Source organism: Roseibium sp., assembly GCF_050301095.1.
Classification (GTDB): Bacteria; Pseudomonadota; Alphaproteobacteria; order Rhizobiales; family Stappiaceae; genus Roseibium.
Genome location: NZ_JBNKYW010000016.1, coordinates 1 through 15,580 on the forward strand (window position 1 = coordinate 1; position 15,580 = coordinate 15,580).

At 60.2% G+C, this 15,580-nt stretch carries 13 protein-coding genes; 4 read left to right on the forward strand and 9 right to left on the reverse strand.

Annotated elements, in window-relative coordinates:
- Window positions 1-174: 174 nt before the first annotated feature.
- The 5 genes from ACQY7U_RS00765 to ACQY7U_RS00785 all read right to left on the reverse strand — a co-directional run bounded on the left by ACQY7U_RS00765 (window position 175) and on the right by ACQY7U_RS00785 (window position 6,662).
- Window positions 175-1,935, reverse strand: coding sequence for an ABC transporter ATP-binding protein (locus ACQY7U_RS00765; RefSeq protein WP_428640992.1), 1,761 nt, complete (start codon window positions 1,933-1,935; stop codon window positions 175-177).
- Between the two features lie 10 nt (window positions 1,936-1,945).
- A complete protein-coding gene (locus ACQY7U_RS00770; protein ID WP_428640994.1) occupies window positions 1,946-3,028 on the reverse strand; it encodes an ABC transporter permease in 1,083 nt (360 codons plus the stop codon).
- A 93-nt stretch (window positions 3,029-3,121) separates the two neighbouring features.
- Entirely contained in the window at window positions 3,122-4,522 is a 1,401-nt protein-coding gene (locus ACQY7U_RS00775; RefSeq protein ID WP_428640996.1) for a CmpA/NrtA family ABC transporter substrate-binding protein, read from the reverse strand.
- Between the two features lie 376 nt (window positions 4,523-4,898).
- Window positions 4,899-6,008 (reverse strand): CmpA/NrtA family ABC transporter substrate-binding protein, encoded by a 1,110-nt coding sequence (locus ACQY7U_RS00780; RefSeq protein ID WP_428640998.1) that lies wholly within the window; start codon window positions 6,006-6,008, stop codon window positions 4,899-4,901.
- Between the two features lie 66 nt (window positions 6,009-6,074).
- Window positions 6,075-6,662 (reverse strand): ANTAR domain-containing response regulator, encoded by a 588-nt coding sequence (locus ACQY7U_RS00785; protein WP_428641000.1) that lies wholly within the window; start codon window positions 6,660-6,662, stop codon window positions 6,075-6,077.
- A 342-nt stretch (window positions 6,663-7,004) separates the two neighbouring features.
- Here ACQY7U_RS00785 and ACQY7U_RS00790 point away from each other — a divergent pair, with 342 nt between their 5' ends.
- The 4 genes from ACQY7U_RS00790 to ACQY7U_RS00805 all read left to right on the forward strand — a co-directional run bounded on the left by ACQY7U_RS00790 (window position 7,005) and on the right by ACQY7U_RS00805 (window position 11,034).
- Entirely contained in the window at window positions 7,005-8,498 is a 1,494-nt protein-coding gene (locus ACQY7U_RS00790; RefSeq protein ID WP_428641002.1) for a sulfatase-like hydrolase/transferase, read from the forward strand.
- 75 nt (window positions 8,499-8,573) lie between these two features.
- Entirely contained in the window at window positions 8,574-9,401 is an 828-nt protein-coding gene (locus tag ACQY7U_RS00795) for a trypsin-like serine peptidase (RefSeq protein WP_428641003.1), read from the forward strand.
- A 189-nt stretch (window positions 9,402-9,590) separates the two neighbouring features.
- Window positions 9,591-10,403: an NAD kinase gene (locus ACQY7U_RS00800; RefSeq protein WP_428641005.1), complete on the forward strand. Its 813-nt coding sequence runs from the start codon at window positions 9,591-9,593 to the stop codon at window positions 10,401-10,403.
- A 106-nt stretch (window positions 10,404-10,509) separates the two neighbouring features.
- Complete coding sequence (locus tag ACQY7U_RS00805; RefSeq protein WP_428641007.1) at window positions 10,510-11,034, forward strand: Hpt domain-containing protein; 525 nt, start codon at window positions 10,510-10,512, stop codon at window positions 11,032-11,034.
- Between the two features lie 164 nt (window positions 11,035-11,198).
- Here ACQY7U_RS00805 and ACQY7U_RS00810 read toward each other — a convergent pair whose 3' ends face one another.
- The 4 genes from ACQY7U_RS00810 to ACQY7U_RS00825 form a co-directional block, all read right to left on the reverse strand.
- Window positions 11,199-12,362 carry a DUF2336 domain-containing protein gene (locus tag ACQY7U_RS00810; RefSeq protein ID WP_428641009.1) on the reverse strand — a complete coding sequence of 388 codons (1,164 nt, stop codon included), beginning with the start codon at window positions 12,360-12,362 and terminating at the stop codon, window positions 11,199-11,201.
- Between the two features lie 147 nt (window positions 12,363-12,509).
- A complete protein-coding gene (locus tag ACQY7U_RS00815) occupies window positions 12,510-13,820 on the reverse strand; it encodes a transglycosylase SLT domain-containing protein (protein ID WP_428641011.1) in 1,311 nt (436 codons plus the stop codon).
- Window positions 13,821-14,162: 342 nt separating this feature from the next.
- Window positions 14,163-14,765 (reverse strand): flavin reductase family protein, encoded by a 603-nt coding sequence (locus ACQY7U_RS00820; protein WP_428641013.1) that lies wholly within the window; start codon window positions 14,763-14,765, stop codon window positions 14,163-14,165.
- Between the two features lie 3 nt (window positions 14,766-14,768).
- Window positions 14,769-15,368, reverse strand: a complete 600-nt coding sequence (locus tag ACQY7U_RS00825; protein WP_428641015.1) for a nitroreductase family protein — start codon at window positions 15,366-15,368, stop codon at window positions 14,769-14,771.
- Window positions 15,369-15,580 lie beyond the last annotated feature (212 nt).

The following is a 15,580-nucleotide window of genomic DNA, read 5'->3' on the forward strand; positions in this document are numbered from 1 at the left end:
AAAGCACAGGCGACAGCATGATGCGGTTGTAGTTTCCCCGCGGCTCGGCCCCGAACAGCGTGACGTCGAACGCTTCCGGAGTATTTTCGAAAAGGTGCTCGAGCATGCGGCCCGAAGCCATGCCTGCACCGATAACGACAAGTTTCTGTTTGCTCATGTTCCCCCTCCAAGCTCTCATTCGGCGGCTTCGATGACGGCTTTTTGCCGTGCCATGCGGGCTGCGCGTTTTTCCTGGATGGATTTCAGTTGGTCTTCGCTGGGATCGGCCCCGCCCTCATAGGCCTCGAGGAAATCCAGAAGCTCTTCGCGGTAGGCGTAGTAATCCGGGTGCGCCAGCAGTTCCTTGCGCGAACGCGGACGCGGCAGGTCAACTTCCATGATGTTGCCGATCCGGGCGTTCGGCCCGTTGGACATCATCACCACGCGGTCGGCGAGCAGGATGGCCTCGTCGACGTCATGGGTGACGCAGACGGCTGTTACCTGCGTGCGCTTCCAGACATCCATAAGGACGTCCTGCAGTTCCCAGCGGGTCAGGCTGTCCAGCATGCCGAAAGGCTCGTCCAGCAGCAGCAGCTTCGGCGACAAGGCAAAGGCCCGGGCGATGCCGACGCGTTGCTTCATGCCGTTGGAAAGGTCCAGCGCGGCCTTGTGCATGGAATCGGCAAGGCCGACCTTGGAAAGGTAGTACTCGATGACATCGCGCTTCTCGGACCTGGAGGCGTCCGGGTAGACCTTGTCGACCCCGAGTTCCACGTTCTGATAGGCCGTCAGCCAGGGCATCAGGCTGGGCGCCTGAAACACCACGGCCCTGTCCGGACCGGCCTGTGTGACATGCGTCCCGTCCAGGACGATCGCCCCTTCTGTGATCTTGTTGAGACCGGCGACCATGGAAAGGACCGTCGACTTGCCGCAGCCTGAATGGCCGATCAGCGTGATGAACTCGCCCTTTTTCATTTTCAGGTCGAAACCGTCGACAACCGTCAGCGGGCCTTTCGGAGTCGGATAGACCTTCTTGAGCTGCGAGAAATCCAGGTAACGGTCCTGATTGATCGCCTCAGAGGCCCGCTCATAGGCGGCCGGCAGCTTGTCGCCCTTCACGCCGCGCCGGGTGATCGGCACGATGTCAGGCAGAACGATATCGCGTTCCAGATCCGCACCGCGCTCGGCGCCTGCTTCCATCAGGTATTCGGTGACTTCCGCCCTGAGACTGATGAATGCGTCGTCGTGATTGAGCTCGCTCCGGTCGCGCGGACGCTTGAACGACACCTTGAACTCGGGGCCAAGCGTGGCCGGTGTTCCCGGCCTCAAGGGAATGATCCGGTCCGCCAGAAGGATGGCCTCGTCGACATCATTGGTGATGAGGATGATGGTCTTCTTTTCCTCCTCGCAGATCGCGGCGAACTCGTCCTGGAGTTTCGAGCGCGTCAGGGCGTCGAGAGCCGAGAGCGGCTCGTCCAGAAGAAGGACTTCCGGCTGCATGGCCAGCGCCCGGGCGACGGCAACGCGCTGGCGCATGCCGCCGGAAAGCTCCGCAGGCTTGCGGTCCTTAGCGTGGGCAAGCCCAACCATCCCGATATATTTGTCGCAGATGGCCTTCCGCTCGGCGGAGGACTTCTTCTTGAAGACGCTGTCGACGGCAAGCGCGACGTTGCCGCCGACCGTCAGCCAGGGCATCAGGGAGTAGGACTGGAACACGACGCCCCGGTCCGGATGCGGCCCGTCGATTTCCTTGCCCTTGAAGATGACCCCACCCTTGTCCGCCTCGATGAGGCCGGCCAGCAGGGAAATGAGTGTGGTCTTGCCGGTGCCGGAAAAGCCGACAATGGCAATGAACTCGCCCTCTTCCACCTTCAGGTTGATGTTGTCCAGCACATCCGTCCTGCTGGCGCCTTCGCCGTAGGACTTGGAGACACCGGAGATTTCCAGAAAGGACATATCCGTCTCCTTAGCGGTTGGCGCTGAATGTGAAGGCGCGTTGCAGGGCGAACATCAGCCGGTCCAGCATGAAACCGATGAGACCGATCGTGACGACCGCGACCATGATCTTGGCAAGCGACTGGGAAGAACCGTTCTGGAACTCGTCCCAGACAAATTTTCCAAGGCCCGGGTTCTGCGCCAGCATTTCGGCGGCGATCAGCACCATCCAGCCCACGCCCAGAGACAGGCGCAGTCCGGTGAAGATCAACGGCAGCGACGACGGCAGAACCAGCTTGGTGACGGTCTTCCAGGTCGGCAGTTGCAACACACGGCCGACGTTCATAAGGTCCTTGTCGACCGAGGCCACACCAAGCGCAGTGTTGATCAGGGTCGGCCACATGGAACAGAGCGTCACGGTGACAGCGGAAATCAGCAGCGACTTGGACAGCCAGTCCACCGGGTTTGCATAGGTTGCCGAGACGATCATGGTGACGATCGGCAGCCAGGCGAGCGGCGACACCGGCTTGAAGATCTGGATGAGCGGATTGATCGCGCCGTTGAACGAGCGTGACAGGCCGGAGGCAATTCCAAGCGGCACCGCGATCAGGGTAGCGATCAGGAAACCGAGGCCGACGGTTTTCAGGGACGTCCCGATCTGGTCGATATAAGTCGGCTTGCCGGTATAGTCGCGCCACTTGATCTTGTCGGTCTTGCCTGCCGCCTCGAATTTGGCGTTGCGTTTCTCCTGGCGCTCGTAAAAGGCATCGGCCTTTTCGCGTTCGCGCACATGGTCGTCCCAGAGATTGACTGCCTGGGACCAGACAGCTGCAGGACCGGGCACGGCGCCAAGCGAAGTCTGGACCTGCGGTGCCAGAACGCCCCAGAGCACCAGGAACGCGGCAATCCCGAGAAGCGGGATCAGGAGCACGCGCTTCAGTTCACCCATCTGCTCCTTCGGGTTGTCGCCCGCGGCGATTTTCAGAAGCGGCACGGTCCAGCTGAGGCCGAGGGCATCCAGCCAGCCGGCCGCCTTGTTGATGCGCGTAAAGAGCTTCTCCCTGCGTGCGGCGCGGGCAAGTTCCTGACTGCCAGCGGTATCGGCATTGGCCATGATGTCGATCCTTGTTCGAATTCTGCTTGTTTCGTTTCGGAGAAAAAGGGGAGCGGCAGGGCTGCATCGCCGCCGCTCCAGTTTGGGGGCGGCCTATCCGCCGACGATTTCGCTGCCTGTCACGACCTGTTTGCCCTTCAGGCCGATCGGCAGGCTGTCGATGTAGGCATTCGGCGTTTTGCCGTCATAGGGAATGCCGTCGATGACGTCGGCGGCCGGTGTCGGCGCGCGGTAACCGTCGCTGTCCCAAGGAAAGTCTTCCCTGGCGACGAGGCCTTCCTCGACCAGCATTTCAGCGGCTTTGAGATAGATGTCCGGGCGATAGACCGACCTGGCGACGTCGTCGTACCAGTTGTCCGGCTTGTACTCGGCGATCTGCCCCCAGCGGCGCATCTGGGTCAGGTACCAGACGGCATCCGAATAATAGGGATAGGTGGCAAAGTAGCGGTAGAAGACGTTGAAGTCCGGAACGTCGCGCTTGTCGCCCTTCTCGTATTCGAAGGTTCCGGTCATGGAATTGGCGATGACCTCGGCGTCGGCACCGACGTATTCTGACCGGGACAGGATTTCGACCGCTTCCATGCGGTTGGCGTTGTCGTTCTCATCCAGCCACTTGGCCGCCCGGATCAGTGCCTTGGTAAGGGCCAGCGTGGTGTTCGGGTATTCCTCGGTGAATTCCTTGGTCAGGCCAAAGACCTTCTCCGGATTGTTCTTCCAGATTTCGTAGTCGGTGATGACCGGAACGCCGATACCCTTGAAGACGGCCTGCTGGTTCCACGGCTCGCCAACGCAATAGCCATAGATGGTTCCTGCCTCGAGGGTCGCCGGCATCTGCGGCGGTGGCGTCACGGAAAGCAGCGCGTCGGCCTGGATCTGGCCGGAGATGTCCGTTTCAGAGTAAAAGCCCGGATTGATGTCGCCGGACGCGAGCCAGTAGCGCAGCTCGTAATTGTGGGTGGAGACCGGGAACACCATGCCCATGTTGAACGGCTTGCCGTCGGCCTTGAACTTGTCGACCACCGGCTTCAGGGCCGAGGCCTTGATCGGATGCACCGGCTTGCCGTCGTCCTGCATCTCCAGGTGGGGCTTCATCATCTCGAAGATTTCGTTGGAAACGGTGATGCCGTTGCCGTTCAGGTCCATGGAGAACGGCGTCACGATATGCGCCTTGGTTCCAAAGCCGATGGTCGCTGCCAGCGGTTGACCGGCCAGCATGTGCGCACCGTCCAGTTCGCCGGTGATGACGCGGTCGAGGAGCACTTTCCAGTTCGCCTGCGGTTCCAGCGTCACGAACAGCCCTTCATCCTCGAAATACCCCTTCTCATAGGCAACCGCGAGTGGCGCCATGTCGGTCAGCTTGATGAAACCAAAGGTCAGTTCGTCTTTTTCGACATCCAGCATGTCTGCAAAGGCGCCGGTCGCAGGCATCAGAGCCGTGGCCGCCATCAGGGCGCCAATCGAAATCCGGCGGGTAGTTTTAAAATAATTTGCCATTGTCACGTCCCGTTCCCTCATTTGCCCGCAGCCATCCGCGGGGGTCAGGTCGAAAGAAAAAACCGCCGACTGATCGCGCACAGTTGGGAGGAGGCCCTATGCGGTCAGTGCGGCGGCTTTGCCTGAGCGCCCAGCGGTGAGCGCGGTATCTGATGGGCCAACGTCGGCCACGGAAACTTAAAAGCAGGAAGTGTGCCAGTTTGAATAAAACGGACTTAGTTGTTATTTTTCAGAAACTTATCTAAAATTCTCTTTCATACCTTGTCACGCCACCTGCATGATTTGTCGGCTAAGTGCGCGGGCAACTGATTGTTTTTTGTGCAACGCAACGTGATTAAATTTTGACCAGAAATCACACCGCTGTTGTTACAGCCACTCAGAAGCGCGCGCCGTCGAACATTTCCATGCCTTGAGCGTGCGGGACATTTGCCAGCCCCAGAGCCGCCAGGTAGGCGTCCGGTGAAAAGATCCTGCCGATCTCGGCAACGGCCTCAGCCGACCGCTCCACCTGCCCCCAACGCACCATCTGCTCATAGAACCATTTGCCGTGCGCCGGCATCGGTGCTGCCTTGAGGCCGCCGGAGAACGTCAGGAAATCGGGAACCCGCTTCCTGGTGTTCTGACCAAACATCATTTCACCCGACAGCGCCGCAGCGCAGATCTCCGAGGGGCACGCCAGAAGATCCGGCCGGGCCAGCAGCCTTGAAAGGTCTTGCGCATTATCAGGAGAAGCACACCAGTCTGCCGCCGCGGACAGCGCGCGCATGAGGGCGGCCAGTATCTCCGGATTGGACGCCGCCCAAGTACGCGTAACCCCAAGGACCTTTTCGGGACTGTCCGGCCAGATAGCCTGCTTGTAGGTGACGATCCTGCCCGTTCCGGCGGCGACCGCCACGCTGTTCCAGGGCTCGCCGACACAAAATCCGTCGAGCTGACCCGCCTTGAGCGCATCCGCCATGAGCTGCGGTGCAAGAACCGTGATTTCGACATCCCTGTCCGGATCTATCCGCGCCGCCGCGAGCCAGTACCGCAGTTCGTAGGCATGACCGGAAAACGGATGGACCACGCCAAAGCGGAGTAGCGGTGCCCCCATCCTTCGCCGCAAATGGATCACTTCGGCGAGCGCCCGGCCGGTCGTTTCCGGATCGCCGCCTGTGTCGGCACCGACGGAGAACATGTCCGCCCACAAATCCGACGAAACCGTAATGGCGTTGCCGCCAAGCCCAAGCAACATTGGCGCCAGCATGGGCACGGCCATGCTGGTCACGTTGAGACTGGCCGCGATCGGCATCGGCGCCAGCATATGCGCAACATCGAAATGTCCGACGGCAATGCGGTCGCGAATGTTGGCCCAGGAAGTTTCGCGCACCAGCTTCAGCGCAAGTCCCTCCCGCGCGGCGAAACCCAATTCCGCCGCCGCAACCAGAACAGCGCTATCCAGCAAGGGAATAAATCCGGCAATGACAGGCTTCAGGCTGGTATCCATTTTTCTCCGGTCCCCTTTTTGGCCGCCCCTCCCCGATCGAACATTGGCTTGCAGGTCCTCATCGACTTAGCCCTCCAGCAATCCGCTGGCGATCACCAGGCTTTGCGCCACATCGATGATCTTCCGGCTCTGGTTCATGGCCGTGCGCCGCAGAAGGTCATAAGCCTCCTGCTCGGTCACCCCCCTGGATTTCATGAGTATGCCCTTGGCCCTGTCGATGGTCTTGCGGTCCGCCAGTTCGGTGCGCGCCTCTTCCAGTTCTTCCGACAAGCGTGAAAAGGCCCGGAACCGGCTTATGGCCATATCCAGTATCGGCTTGACCCGCTCCCGCTTCAGGCCGTCCACGATGTAGGCGGACACACCAGCATCGACAGCGGCCTCGATCGACGTGCTGTCGGATTTGTCGACAAACATGGCGATGGGGCGGCGGACGGCGCGCGAGACCTGAAACATGTGTTCGAGCTGATCGCGATTCGGGTTTTCCAGATCGATGACGATGACGTCCGGATTGATGTCGGCGATCTGCCGCACCAGCCCGTTCATGTTGTGGACCAGAATGACCCGGTCATGTCCGGCATCGCGCAATCCCTGCTCGATGATGGATGCCCGGATCTTGTTGTCGTCTATGACCAGAATGCTTAGTCCGCCGCTCATGCCAACATTATGCGCAGGGCTATTTTTTATGCAACAAAAATGCTGCGTCGCAGCACAAATTGATGCCGATTTCCACGAAATTCAAATAATTCAGAGTGTTAGAAAAGAGCTCTCCTGCTGCAGCACACACAAAAGAACGCGGGGCTCCATAAATCAAACCAGGAGGCCCGTGGTCTCCGTTATTCTACAATCCGGACAGGTTTCTGCCGTACCACGATCGGCATTCCGGAGATTGCCGGACCTTTGCACGCCAAGTATGGTCACGCTCCCACTGTCGCCGGCGCGTCATTCGCGGCGGCCCCGCCGGATGCCCCAACCGTTTCGAGCAACTGGATGCGCCCGATGAAACGCCCCAATATTCTCCTGATCACTGCGGACCAATGGCGGGGAGACTGCCTCGGGACTGCCGGGCATCCCGTCGTCAGAACGCCGAACCTCGACGCCTTCGCGGAAACGGCAACGGTGTTCGAGAAGCACTTTGCCGCCACCGCACCCTGCTCCCCTGCGCGCGCTTCGCTCTATACCGGCCTCTACCAGATGAACCACCGCGTCGTCCGGAACGGCGCGGCGCTCGACGACAGGTTCGACAACATCGCCCGTGCGCTCCGGCGGGCAGGTTACACACCGACCCTCTTCGGCTACACGGATGCGGCACCAGATCCGCGGCGCCATCACCCGGACGACCCGGCCCTTCAGACCTATGAAGGCGTCCTGCCCGGCTTCGCCGTGCGCCAGGCCCTGCCGGAGGACGACAAGCCCTGGCTCTCCTGGCTTGTCTCCCGCGGGCACGATCCCGAGACGATGGACTCAATCCATCGGGTGGAGGCGGAGCCCGGAGAACGGGTCTCCCGCAAGGCTCCGCGTTATTCAAACAAAGAAACCCAGACCGCCTTTCTGGCGGACGCTTTCCTCAGCTGGCTCGGCGAACAGGACCGGGAGACGCCCTGGATGGCGCATGTCTCGTTTCTGCGCCCGCATCCGCCGATCGTCGTGCCGGAGCCCTACAACACGATGTACGACCCGGACGAGGGTCCCGATTTTGCCGGAGCAGAAACAGCCGGGGAGGAAGCCGCCTTCCACCCCCTCATTGCCGCACTGCAAGCCAATCAGCGTCTTTCCAGTCACGTTCCGGGCGCCACCGGCCTCGTGCGCGATATGACGCGACACGACCTGAGGCGCCTGCGCGCGCTCTATTACGGCATGATTACAGAGGTGGACGCGCAATTGGGCCGGATCTTCACGGCCCTCGACAACCTGGAAAACACAGTGGTCGTCTTCACTTCCGACCATGCAGAGATGTTGGGCGATCACTGGATGCTCGGCAAGGGCGGTTTCTACAAGCAGAGCTATCACATCCCTCTGATGATCCGCCTGCCCGGCGGCGCTCGCGCAAACCGCGTATCGGCCTTCACCTCCGCCGCCGACATCTTCCCTACGCTGCTGGAGCTTCTGGACGTCGCCCCCCTTCATGCCCCGGACGGCTTCAGTCTGCTGCCCTTTCTTTCGGGGCAAACACCGCTGGCCTGGCGCGACGCGGCGCTCTGGGAATTCGACTACCGTCAGCTGCTGAAGACTTCGCCAGGGCTCTTTCCCGAAACGGCCGGGACCGGATCGACAGCGCTGATCAGCCGCCTGGGAGAGGACTGGCACTATGTTCACGTCCCGGACATGCAAAGCCTCCTGCTGAAGGCAGACATGCCCGCCACGCTCCCCGAAAACAGGGCCGCAGAACACCCGGATGCCGTGATCGCCAATCTGGACGCGCTCCTGTCCACACGCATGCGCCACAACGACGAGACGCTCGCCCGCAGTCTAGTCTGGGATTATTACGCTTAAGATCAGTCCGCAATTGATTTGCCCTGGAGCGATCCGCCCCTGAATATGTGCTGGCAGGAAGCAGGACGAGGATACATGCACGGATCGGCTCAAGTGGACAAAGGTGCAAATAAAAAGTTTCGGAGCCTTGCCTTTTGGGCTGCGGCTTCCGCCTTGATAATTGCTTTTCCGGCACCGCTGCGTGCCGATGCGCCCGAACTTCAGGTCATCGACAGCACGGACGCACCCTGGCCTTCCATCGGCCGTGTCAACGTCGCCGGCTTCCGGATGACGGCTATGTGCACTGGCACGCTCATCGCACCCAAGATCGTCCTGACTGCCGCCCATTGCCTTTTCAACAAACGAACACAGAAACCGCACCCGAAAGACGACCTGCTTTTTTTAGCTGGCGTGCGCCGCGACCAGTATGCGGCACGACTGGAACCGGCTTGCGTGAAGACGCAGGAGGATTTCGCCCCAAGCCGGAAGCCGAAACTGGCAGATATCCGCAAAGATGTCGCGATTCTCATATTGAAAGAAGCGAGTCGATTGCCTCCGGTCCCGCCCCTCTCCCTGAAAGAAGCCCGCCTCCTGACGAAAGAGACCCGGTTCCGCTCCGCAGGTTATAGGCAGGGCCGCCGCTACCTGCCCACCGTTTCATCCGGCTGCAAATTGCTGGCGAAGTCCAAAGATGTCTGGATTACGGATTGTTCGACCGATCACGGTGCCTCTGGGGGCCCGCTTCTCGTGGAAACACCGCACGGCCTGCGTGTTGCGGGCATCACTTCGGCGAAAATTGACGATGACCGATCGGCAATCGTACCATTTTACACTTGGCAGGACTTGCTGAAGAACGCTTCGTGCCGTTCGGTCGACGCTCCCATACCGCCTGCCGCCCGGTACACGGTCCCGAAACGGAATTGACGGCTAACCAAGCCTGAAACTGACAGATTCCGGGCAGGATCGCGTTGCAGGTTTCATCGCGAGAAAGTTGAAAATTTCACTGCCGTGAACCGCCCAGCCCGGTTATGGTGCTCTCCGGGACCGGCAAACCCCGCGCCACGCCGCTTGATACCCGGGCGACAAATTGAAAGACGCAAAGTACCCTTGGAAATGAACCATTCCTCGCCTTCCCTTCACTCGGAGCCCAGTCTCCGGATTTCGGCCGACAAACTTGCGTTTGTCGCAAGCGATACCGGGGAAGCCCGCGAGGCTCTGGACAGTCTTGCCAGGAAATACGGCAATGTCCCGGTGGAGGAAGCCGACGCCATCGTGGCGCTCGGCGGCGACGGCCTCATGTTGCAGACGCTGCACGCCCACATGGGCAGCGGCAAGCCGATCTACGGCATGAACCGGGGCTCCGTCGGCTTCCTGATGAACGAATACCGGGAAGACAGTCTGAACGAACGGCTCTCCAAGGCAGACGCCACCACCATTCGGCCGCTTGAAATGACCGCCATCAACGAAGACGGCTCGAAACACAAGGCGCTTGCGATCAACGAAGTCTCGCTATTGCGCCAGACGTCCCAGGCCGCTCGCCTGAAAATCTCCGTCGACGGCCGTGTCAGACTGGAGGAACTTGTCTGCGACGGCATCATCGTCTCGACGCCCGCCGGCAGCACCGCCTACAACCTGTCCGCCCACGGGCCGATCCTGCCGATCACGGCTCAGCTTCTTGCCCTTACCCCGATCAGCGCCTTCCGTCCGCGCCGCTGGCGCGGCGCACTGCTGCCAAACTGGGCCCATGTGGACATCGAAATTCTGGACCCCGGCAAACGTCCGGTAAGTGCCTCTGCGGATCATCGCGAATTCCGGAGGGTCACGCATGTCTCCGTCAGGGAATCGACGGACACGGAAGGCGTGATCATGTTCGATTCCGACCACGGCTGGGATGAACGCATTCTGACGGAAATGTTCCGCTACTGACAATCTTTGTGCAAAAGCGTTTCCGGCAAGACCCTGTTAAGCAGGATTGACGATACTCCTATACACATATGTTTTGCGTAATCTGGAAATGAGGACAATCCGGACGATGACTGGCACCGCCAAGGATCAGGACTACGAAATCGTGTCCCCGCCGACGGACTTGCGCAAGAAGGTTCGGATACTGTCACCGCGCGAAGCCAGGAAATTCGACCCTGTGAAGGCCGCGGAAGACGCCGTCAAACGCCTTTCGCCCCAATTCAGCGTGTGGATGGACGATGAAACCAGAAGGCTTCTCCAGGCCTGGGAAACCATCCAGTCCGAAGGCATTTCTGAAGAGGTTCTGGCAACACTCTTCCAGTCCGCGCACAACATCAAGGGTCAGGCTCTGACACTTGGCTTCCCGCTGGTTGGAGAAGTCGCCGCCAATTTCTGCCGCCTGATAGAGAAGGTTCCGTCCCCGGAACGGCTGCCGCTGGAACTGGCCGAACGCTACGTAGAAGCCATTCGCGCGATGGTCATGGAAGGCGCCAAGGACGACGGCAACAAGACCGGCGTCGAACTTTTGGAAAAGCTGAAATCCGTTACGGACGATTTCCTGGAACAGCTGACACCGAAATCCGAAGACGATTAATTTCCGACGAGGATTTTAACCGCCTTCTGGCGGCTTGCATCTGCCGGTCGCCGCGTCCCGACAGCAATCAGACAAACGCGCAAACAGCAAACGAGCCGCGAGAGCGCGGTTCGGAAGCCTTCCGTCGATTTCGCGAGAGCAGGGACGAAAGCGCCGGACAGGCCTCAGGCGGCCCGGGTTGCCTGTGTCAGTTGCAGGCTGCCGTTCTTGACCAGAAGCCGGGCCTCCAGCCGTGCCACGTCGATGGCAAAACGGCGCAGGAAAGCGGTGACGTCCTCGTCGGTTCCAAGCGCTCCGTCCTGCATTTCAGCGAGCAGGGTTTCGGTCAGCATACGGGCTTCGTCGAGCGCAAGGTCGTAGGTGAAATCCGCATCCGCCTGCCGCGCAACGTCAATCGCCAGCAAAAAGGCCTGATGGGAGCGCAGCGGCAGTCCCGCCTTGCGCAGGATCGCCTGAAGCGCAGACCGGCGCACGGTCAAGAGCAGCTTGCAAAGGCGCGGCAGAGGAACCTGCCCGAGATTGGCCAGGGAAGCTGCAAAGAAACGCAGGCGCCCGCAGCAGACGGCCCGCAGCAGCAACCGCGTGGTCAGCTTGCCGTGGACGCGTAAGTGCTCGACGAATTCCGGCAGGTCTTCGTGCCCGGCCTCCAGAGCAAGGCGAAGAACCACCTTGTCTTCCGCATCGCTCAGGAAGGTCCGTCGCTGATGTTCCGGCACCCGCTCAAGAATGATCGGATGATCATCCAGATTCTCCGCCAGCTTCATCAGGAGCTGATAGCGCATGGCAAGCGGCAGCTCCCTGCTCTTCAGAAGTTCGTCGCAGACTTCCGGGTGGTTTTCGAAACGTTGCGCCAGGCGCAGCAGAGAGGATTGCAAAACCTGCGCGCTGGTATTGCGAAGCAGGGTCCGGCAGGCTGCTTCGCTGCCGACTTCGCAGATCGCGGCGCAAATGGCAGCCGACAGCCCTTCGCGTTCGGCAATGGCGCATTGCATGGCGTCGGTGCCTTCCGCCAGCAGATCGACGAGCTCAGCTTCCGTCAGGATGGGAGAATGTTTCAGAATGGGAACCGCGACTTCATCGACGTCGCTGGCAAGGCAGCGCACGACATGCCCCGGAGCATAGGGGCTCGAAGCCAGCGCCTTCGCAATCGCCTTGCGAACCGCCCGGCTCGGATCGTCCAAGAGCACGGTCAACGCCGCTGCCATGCTGACCCTTTCCTGACTGCCCTCATCCGCAGCCAAATAGCGTTCGGCGAATTCCAGCGCGGCCCGGACATCCAGGGTGTGCTCGTCATCGTCGGTCAGTTGCAGAAAGTCATGTACTGTCATGGCGGTAAAACAATCTTCCCAAGAGGTCGGACATCAGTCTGACATCAAAGGCTTAACGATCGGTTCACCATAAATTTCCCTAGTTGTTCCGTCTGTGGATGAAGCCGGAACCCTGCCTTCCCGTAGGGATACGGGAAAGCAAACAGATCATGCCGGCGGCAGAAGATCCTTTTGCTCTTCTTCCGCTTTCAGGCGCAGGAACCGCGTCAGATCGAGAGGTCCGCCCTGGTTGCTCAAGGCCAGCTCCTGTGCGACCACCTGGCTGGAGGCACCGGTCAGGGTGCTGAAGAGAGCCGCTTCCTCCACAGCCGCAAAGGCTGAAGCGAAGCGTGGATTGACCGCGGCCTGGTTCGATCCCTCATCGTTGCGGAACAGGGCTTCGAACGGATTGACGGTTTCCGTCGCCTGGAAGGCAGATAGAACACGCGTCGTTGCCTCGTCCGAACCGGTTCCGTTGAGGGACGCTTCGCGCGGATCCTGCGGTGCCGGTCGTGCGGGCGCTGCGGCCACCTTTTCCTCCTGCAGGAAGACCGCGCTTGCAGCGGTATTCGAAGGCCGCTCGGGCCGGCTCTGCGGCAGCGGCACATTCGCCTCGGCAAGCTGCACCGGATCGGCATCAGGAAGTTGCGGAACCGCCTGTTCCGCAGCGGCCAGTTGAGCCGGTCCCATGGGCTTGGAGCGCATGGCAAAGGCAGCCGCGGGATCGCCTGCCAGATGGTCGAACGTATCCTGGTTGATCCCGGGAGCATCGTTCACCGGCTTGGCATTGGGCAAAGTGGCGACGGCGGTGAGCTCGCCGGAGGTGCGCAGGTTTTTCTTGCCGCTGGCTTCCGCAATCATCGTGACCGCATCGTGCTTGGACACGATGACCTCATAGACCTCCTGCATGGAACGGGCCTTGCCGTTCCGCTGATAGAAGATCGGCTTGTTGGCCCTTGCCTGAGCCGAGAAGATCTTGTCGGCACGCATGTCCGGATTGGAGCCGGCAGATTCAATCAGCTTGCTGGCCCCGTGCGCCCCGAGGAAGTGCGCCATATAGAGTTCGCCGTCCGTCGGCTCGCGACCGATTCTGCGTTCCAGGTATTGGGAATTCTTCTGAGTGAGGGCTCCCGCCATCATCGACGAAATTTCGGGATCCTTGCGAAGGTCAAGGATTTCGCGGCGCATGTCCGCGTCCTTGACGTAGTACTTCCCGCTCTTCGTTCGTTGGATGTGGTCGGAATATTTCTCAAGGCCATGGCGCGGTCCGGCTTCCTTCATCGTCTCCAGCCAGGTGGATTCAATGAATTGAAACAATCCTGTAGCACTCGAAGTCTTTGCCTTGGCCGCCGGGTTGAACGACGACTCTCTCGCAGCGGTTTTCACCAGGTAGTCAAATGACGTACCTGTCGAAGTACTCGCAGACTGAAACGCTAGCTCGATCCTGGACGCGACCGAGGCGGTGTCAGCAACCCGCATGACCCTGTCTCCTCGACGGAACTAAGTTATTACTTCGTTAACCTTCAGCGTTAACTTTCACGCCCAAAAGGTTAACAAAACCTTAACAGCACACAGGAGGTGCACTAAGCAACGGCAGGTGAGTCGTTTTTCTTTTCAGACTGGTCAGATATACCTAGGCCGGCAACAGCGAATGTGGACATACAAGCAGTTTTCTGACCTTTTCTTGGGAAAAACACGACAGGAAATTCAGTCGTTTGCGCGGCTCGAATAGGCCCCTGCGGGCGAGTCGACTGTACAAAACCAAAAAAGACGCCGACTCGACCGGCGTCTTTCCGTTCCCTCGAGGAAAAGCGTTAATTTCTAGACCTTGGGACGGGTCATCTGGAACACGTCCGTAACCACGGCATAGTCCATGTAGCCGAGACGGGAGAGCGGCCTGAAGCGGGTGACGTCGACGATGCCGTCTACGATCACGCTGTCGTCGATGTGCACACCGACCACCTGGCCGAACACCACCCAGCTGTCGGTCTCCTCGCCGTTGAGGTCCTTGAGGCGTAGCGTTTGCAGGTGTTTGCATTCCAGTGCCGTTGCCGCCTTGGCAACGCGCGGCACCTTGACCAGGTTCGAAGGCGCCATTTCCAGGCCGGCAAGTTCGAATTCGGACGTTCCGTGCGGAACGGCGGCGGATGACTTGTTCATCGCGTCCTTCAGGTCCCAGCTCGCCATGTTGCACACGAATTCGCCGGTCGCGTCGATGTTCGCAACGCTGTCCTTGTATCCGGAGGAGGAGAAAAGAACGATCGGTGGGCGATCGCAGACGCTGTTAAAGAAACTGTAGGGCGCAAGATTGGCGCGCCCCTCCCCGTCCAGCGAGGAAATCCACCCGATCGGGCGCGGTGACACAATGGCCTTGAACGGGTTGTGCGGCAGCCCGTGGTCGTTTTTCGCGGTCTCATAAAACATTGGCTAGTCGGTCTCGGTCCAGTTGGTGATCAGGTCAGAAAGGTTCGGGCGCGGCCGCTCGAACGGCGGTTGTGTCGGTGTTCCGATGTGAACGAACCCGGCAAAACGCTCTCCGTCCCGGGCCCCCAGAAACCGCGCGGCTTCCATGTCGAAGCTGACCCATTCCGTCAGCCACTGGGACGCAAATCCGCTTGCGGCCGCAGCCGTGACGAGGTTCATGCAGACCGCGCCTGCGGAAAGCTGCTGTTCCCAGAGAGGGATCTTCGGATGATCCGCTGCGGTGCTGACCACGCCGATAACGACCGGAGCTCTCGTGAAACGCGTGAGTTCCTTGTCACGCTGATCGGCATCAAGCGGTCCGGTCTTGCGCTCATAATGCGCCGCGAGCCATTCGCCGATCCGCTTGCCCTCCTTGTCTGCACGAAAAAGGATGAACCGCCAGGGCGCCAGCTTGCCGTGATCCGGCACTCGGGCCGCGATGGTCAGAATATCCTGCAATTGCGTGTCGTCCGGCCCGGGATCCGTCATCGTGACGGAGGGATGAGAGCGCCGCTTCCGCAAGAAAGCGAGCGTTTCGGGAGATCCGGTTTCAAAACTCGGCATGAAGCTGTCCTGTTCCACTCATTCCATTCGAGCTATGCACCTAATTTATTGAGCGCATTTGTCAACTTTAACCGCATGTCTTGAATTTGCCCGATTTGCAGTCCCATTAGGGGCCGGTGGAATTCGAACCCGCCGAGGATGATGTAAACCACCTCTTTGACCGGCAGATACCCGGGACCGCCGAGCGGTCCAGCGCTGTTCCATGGCGCCAG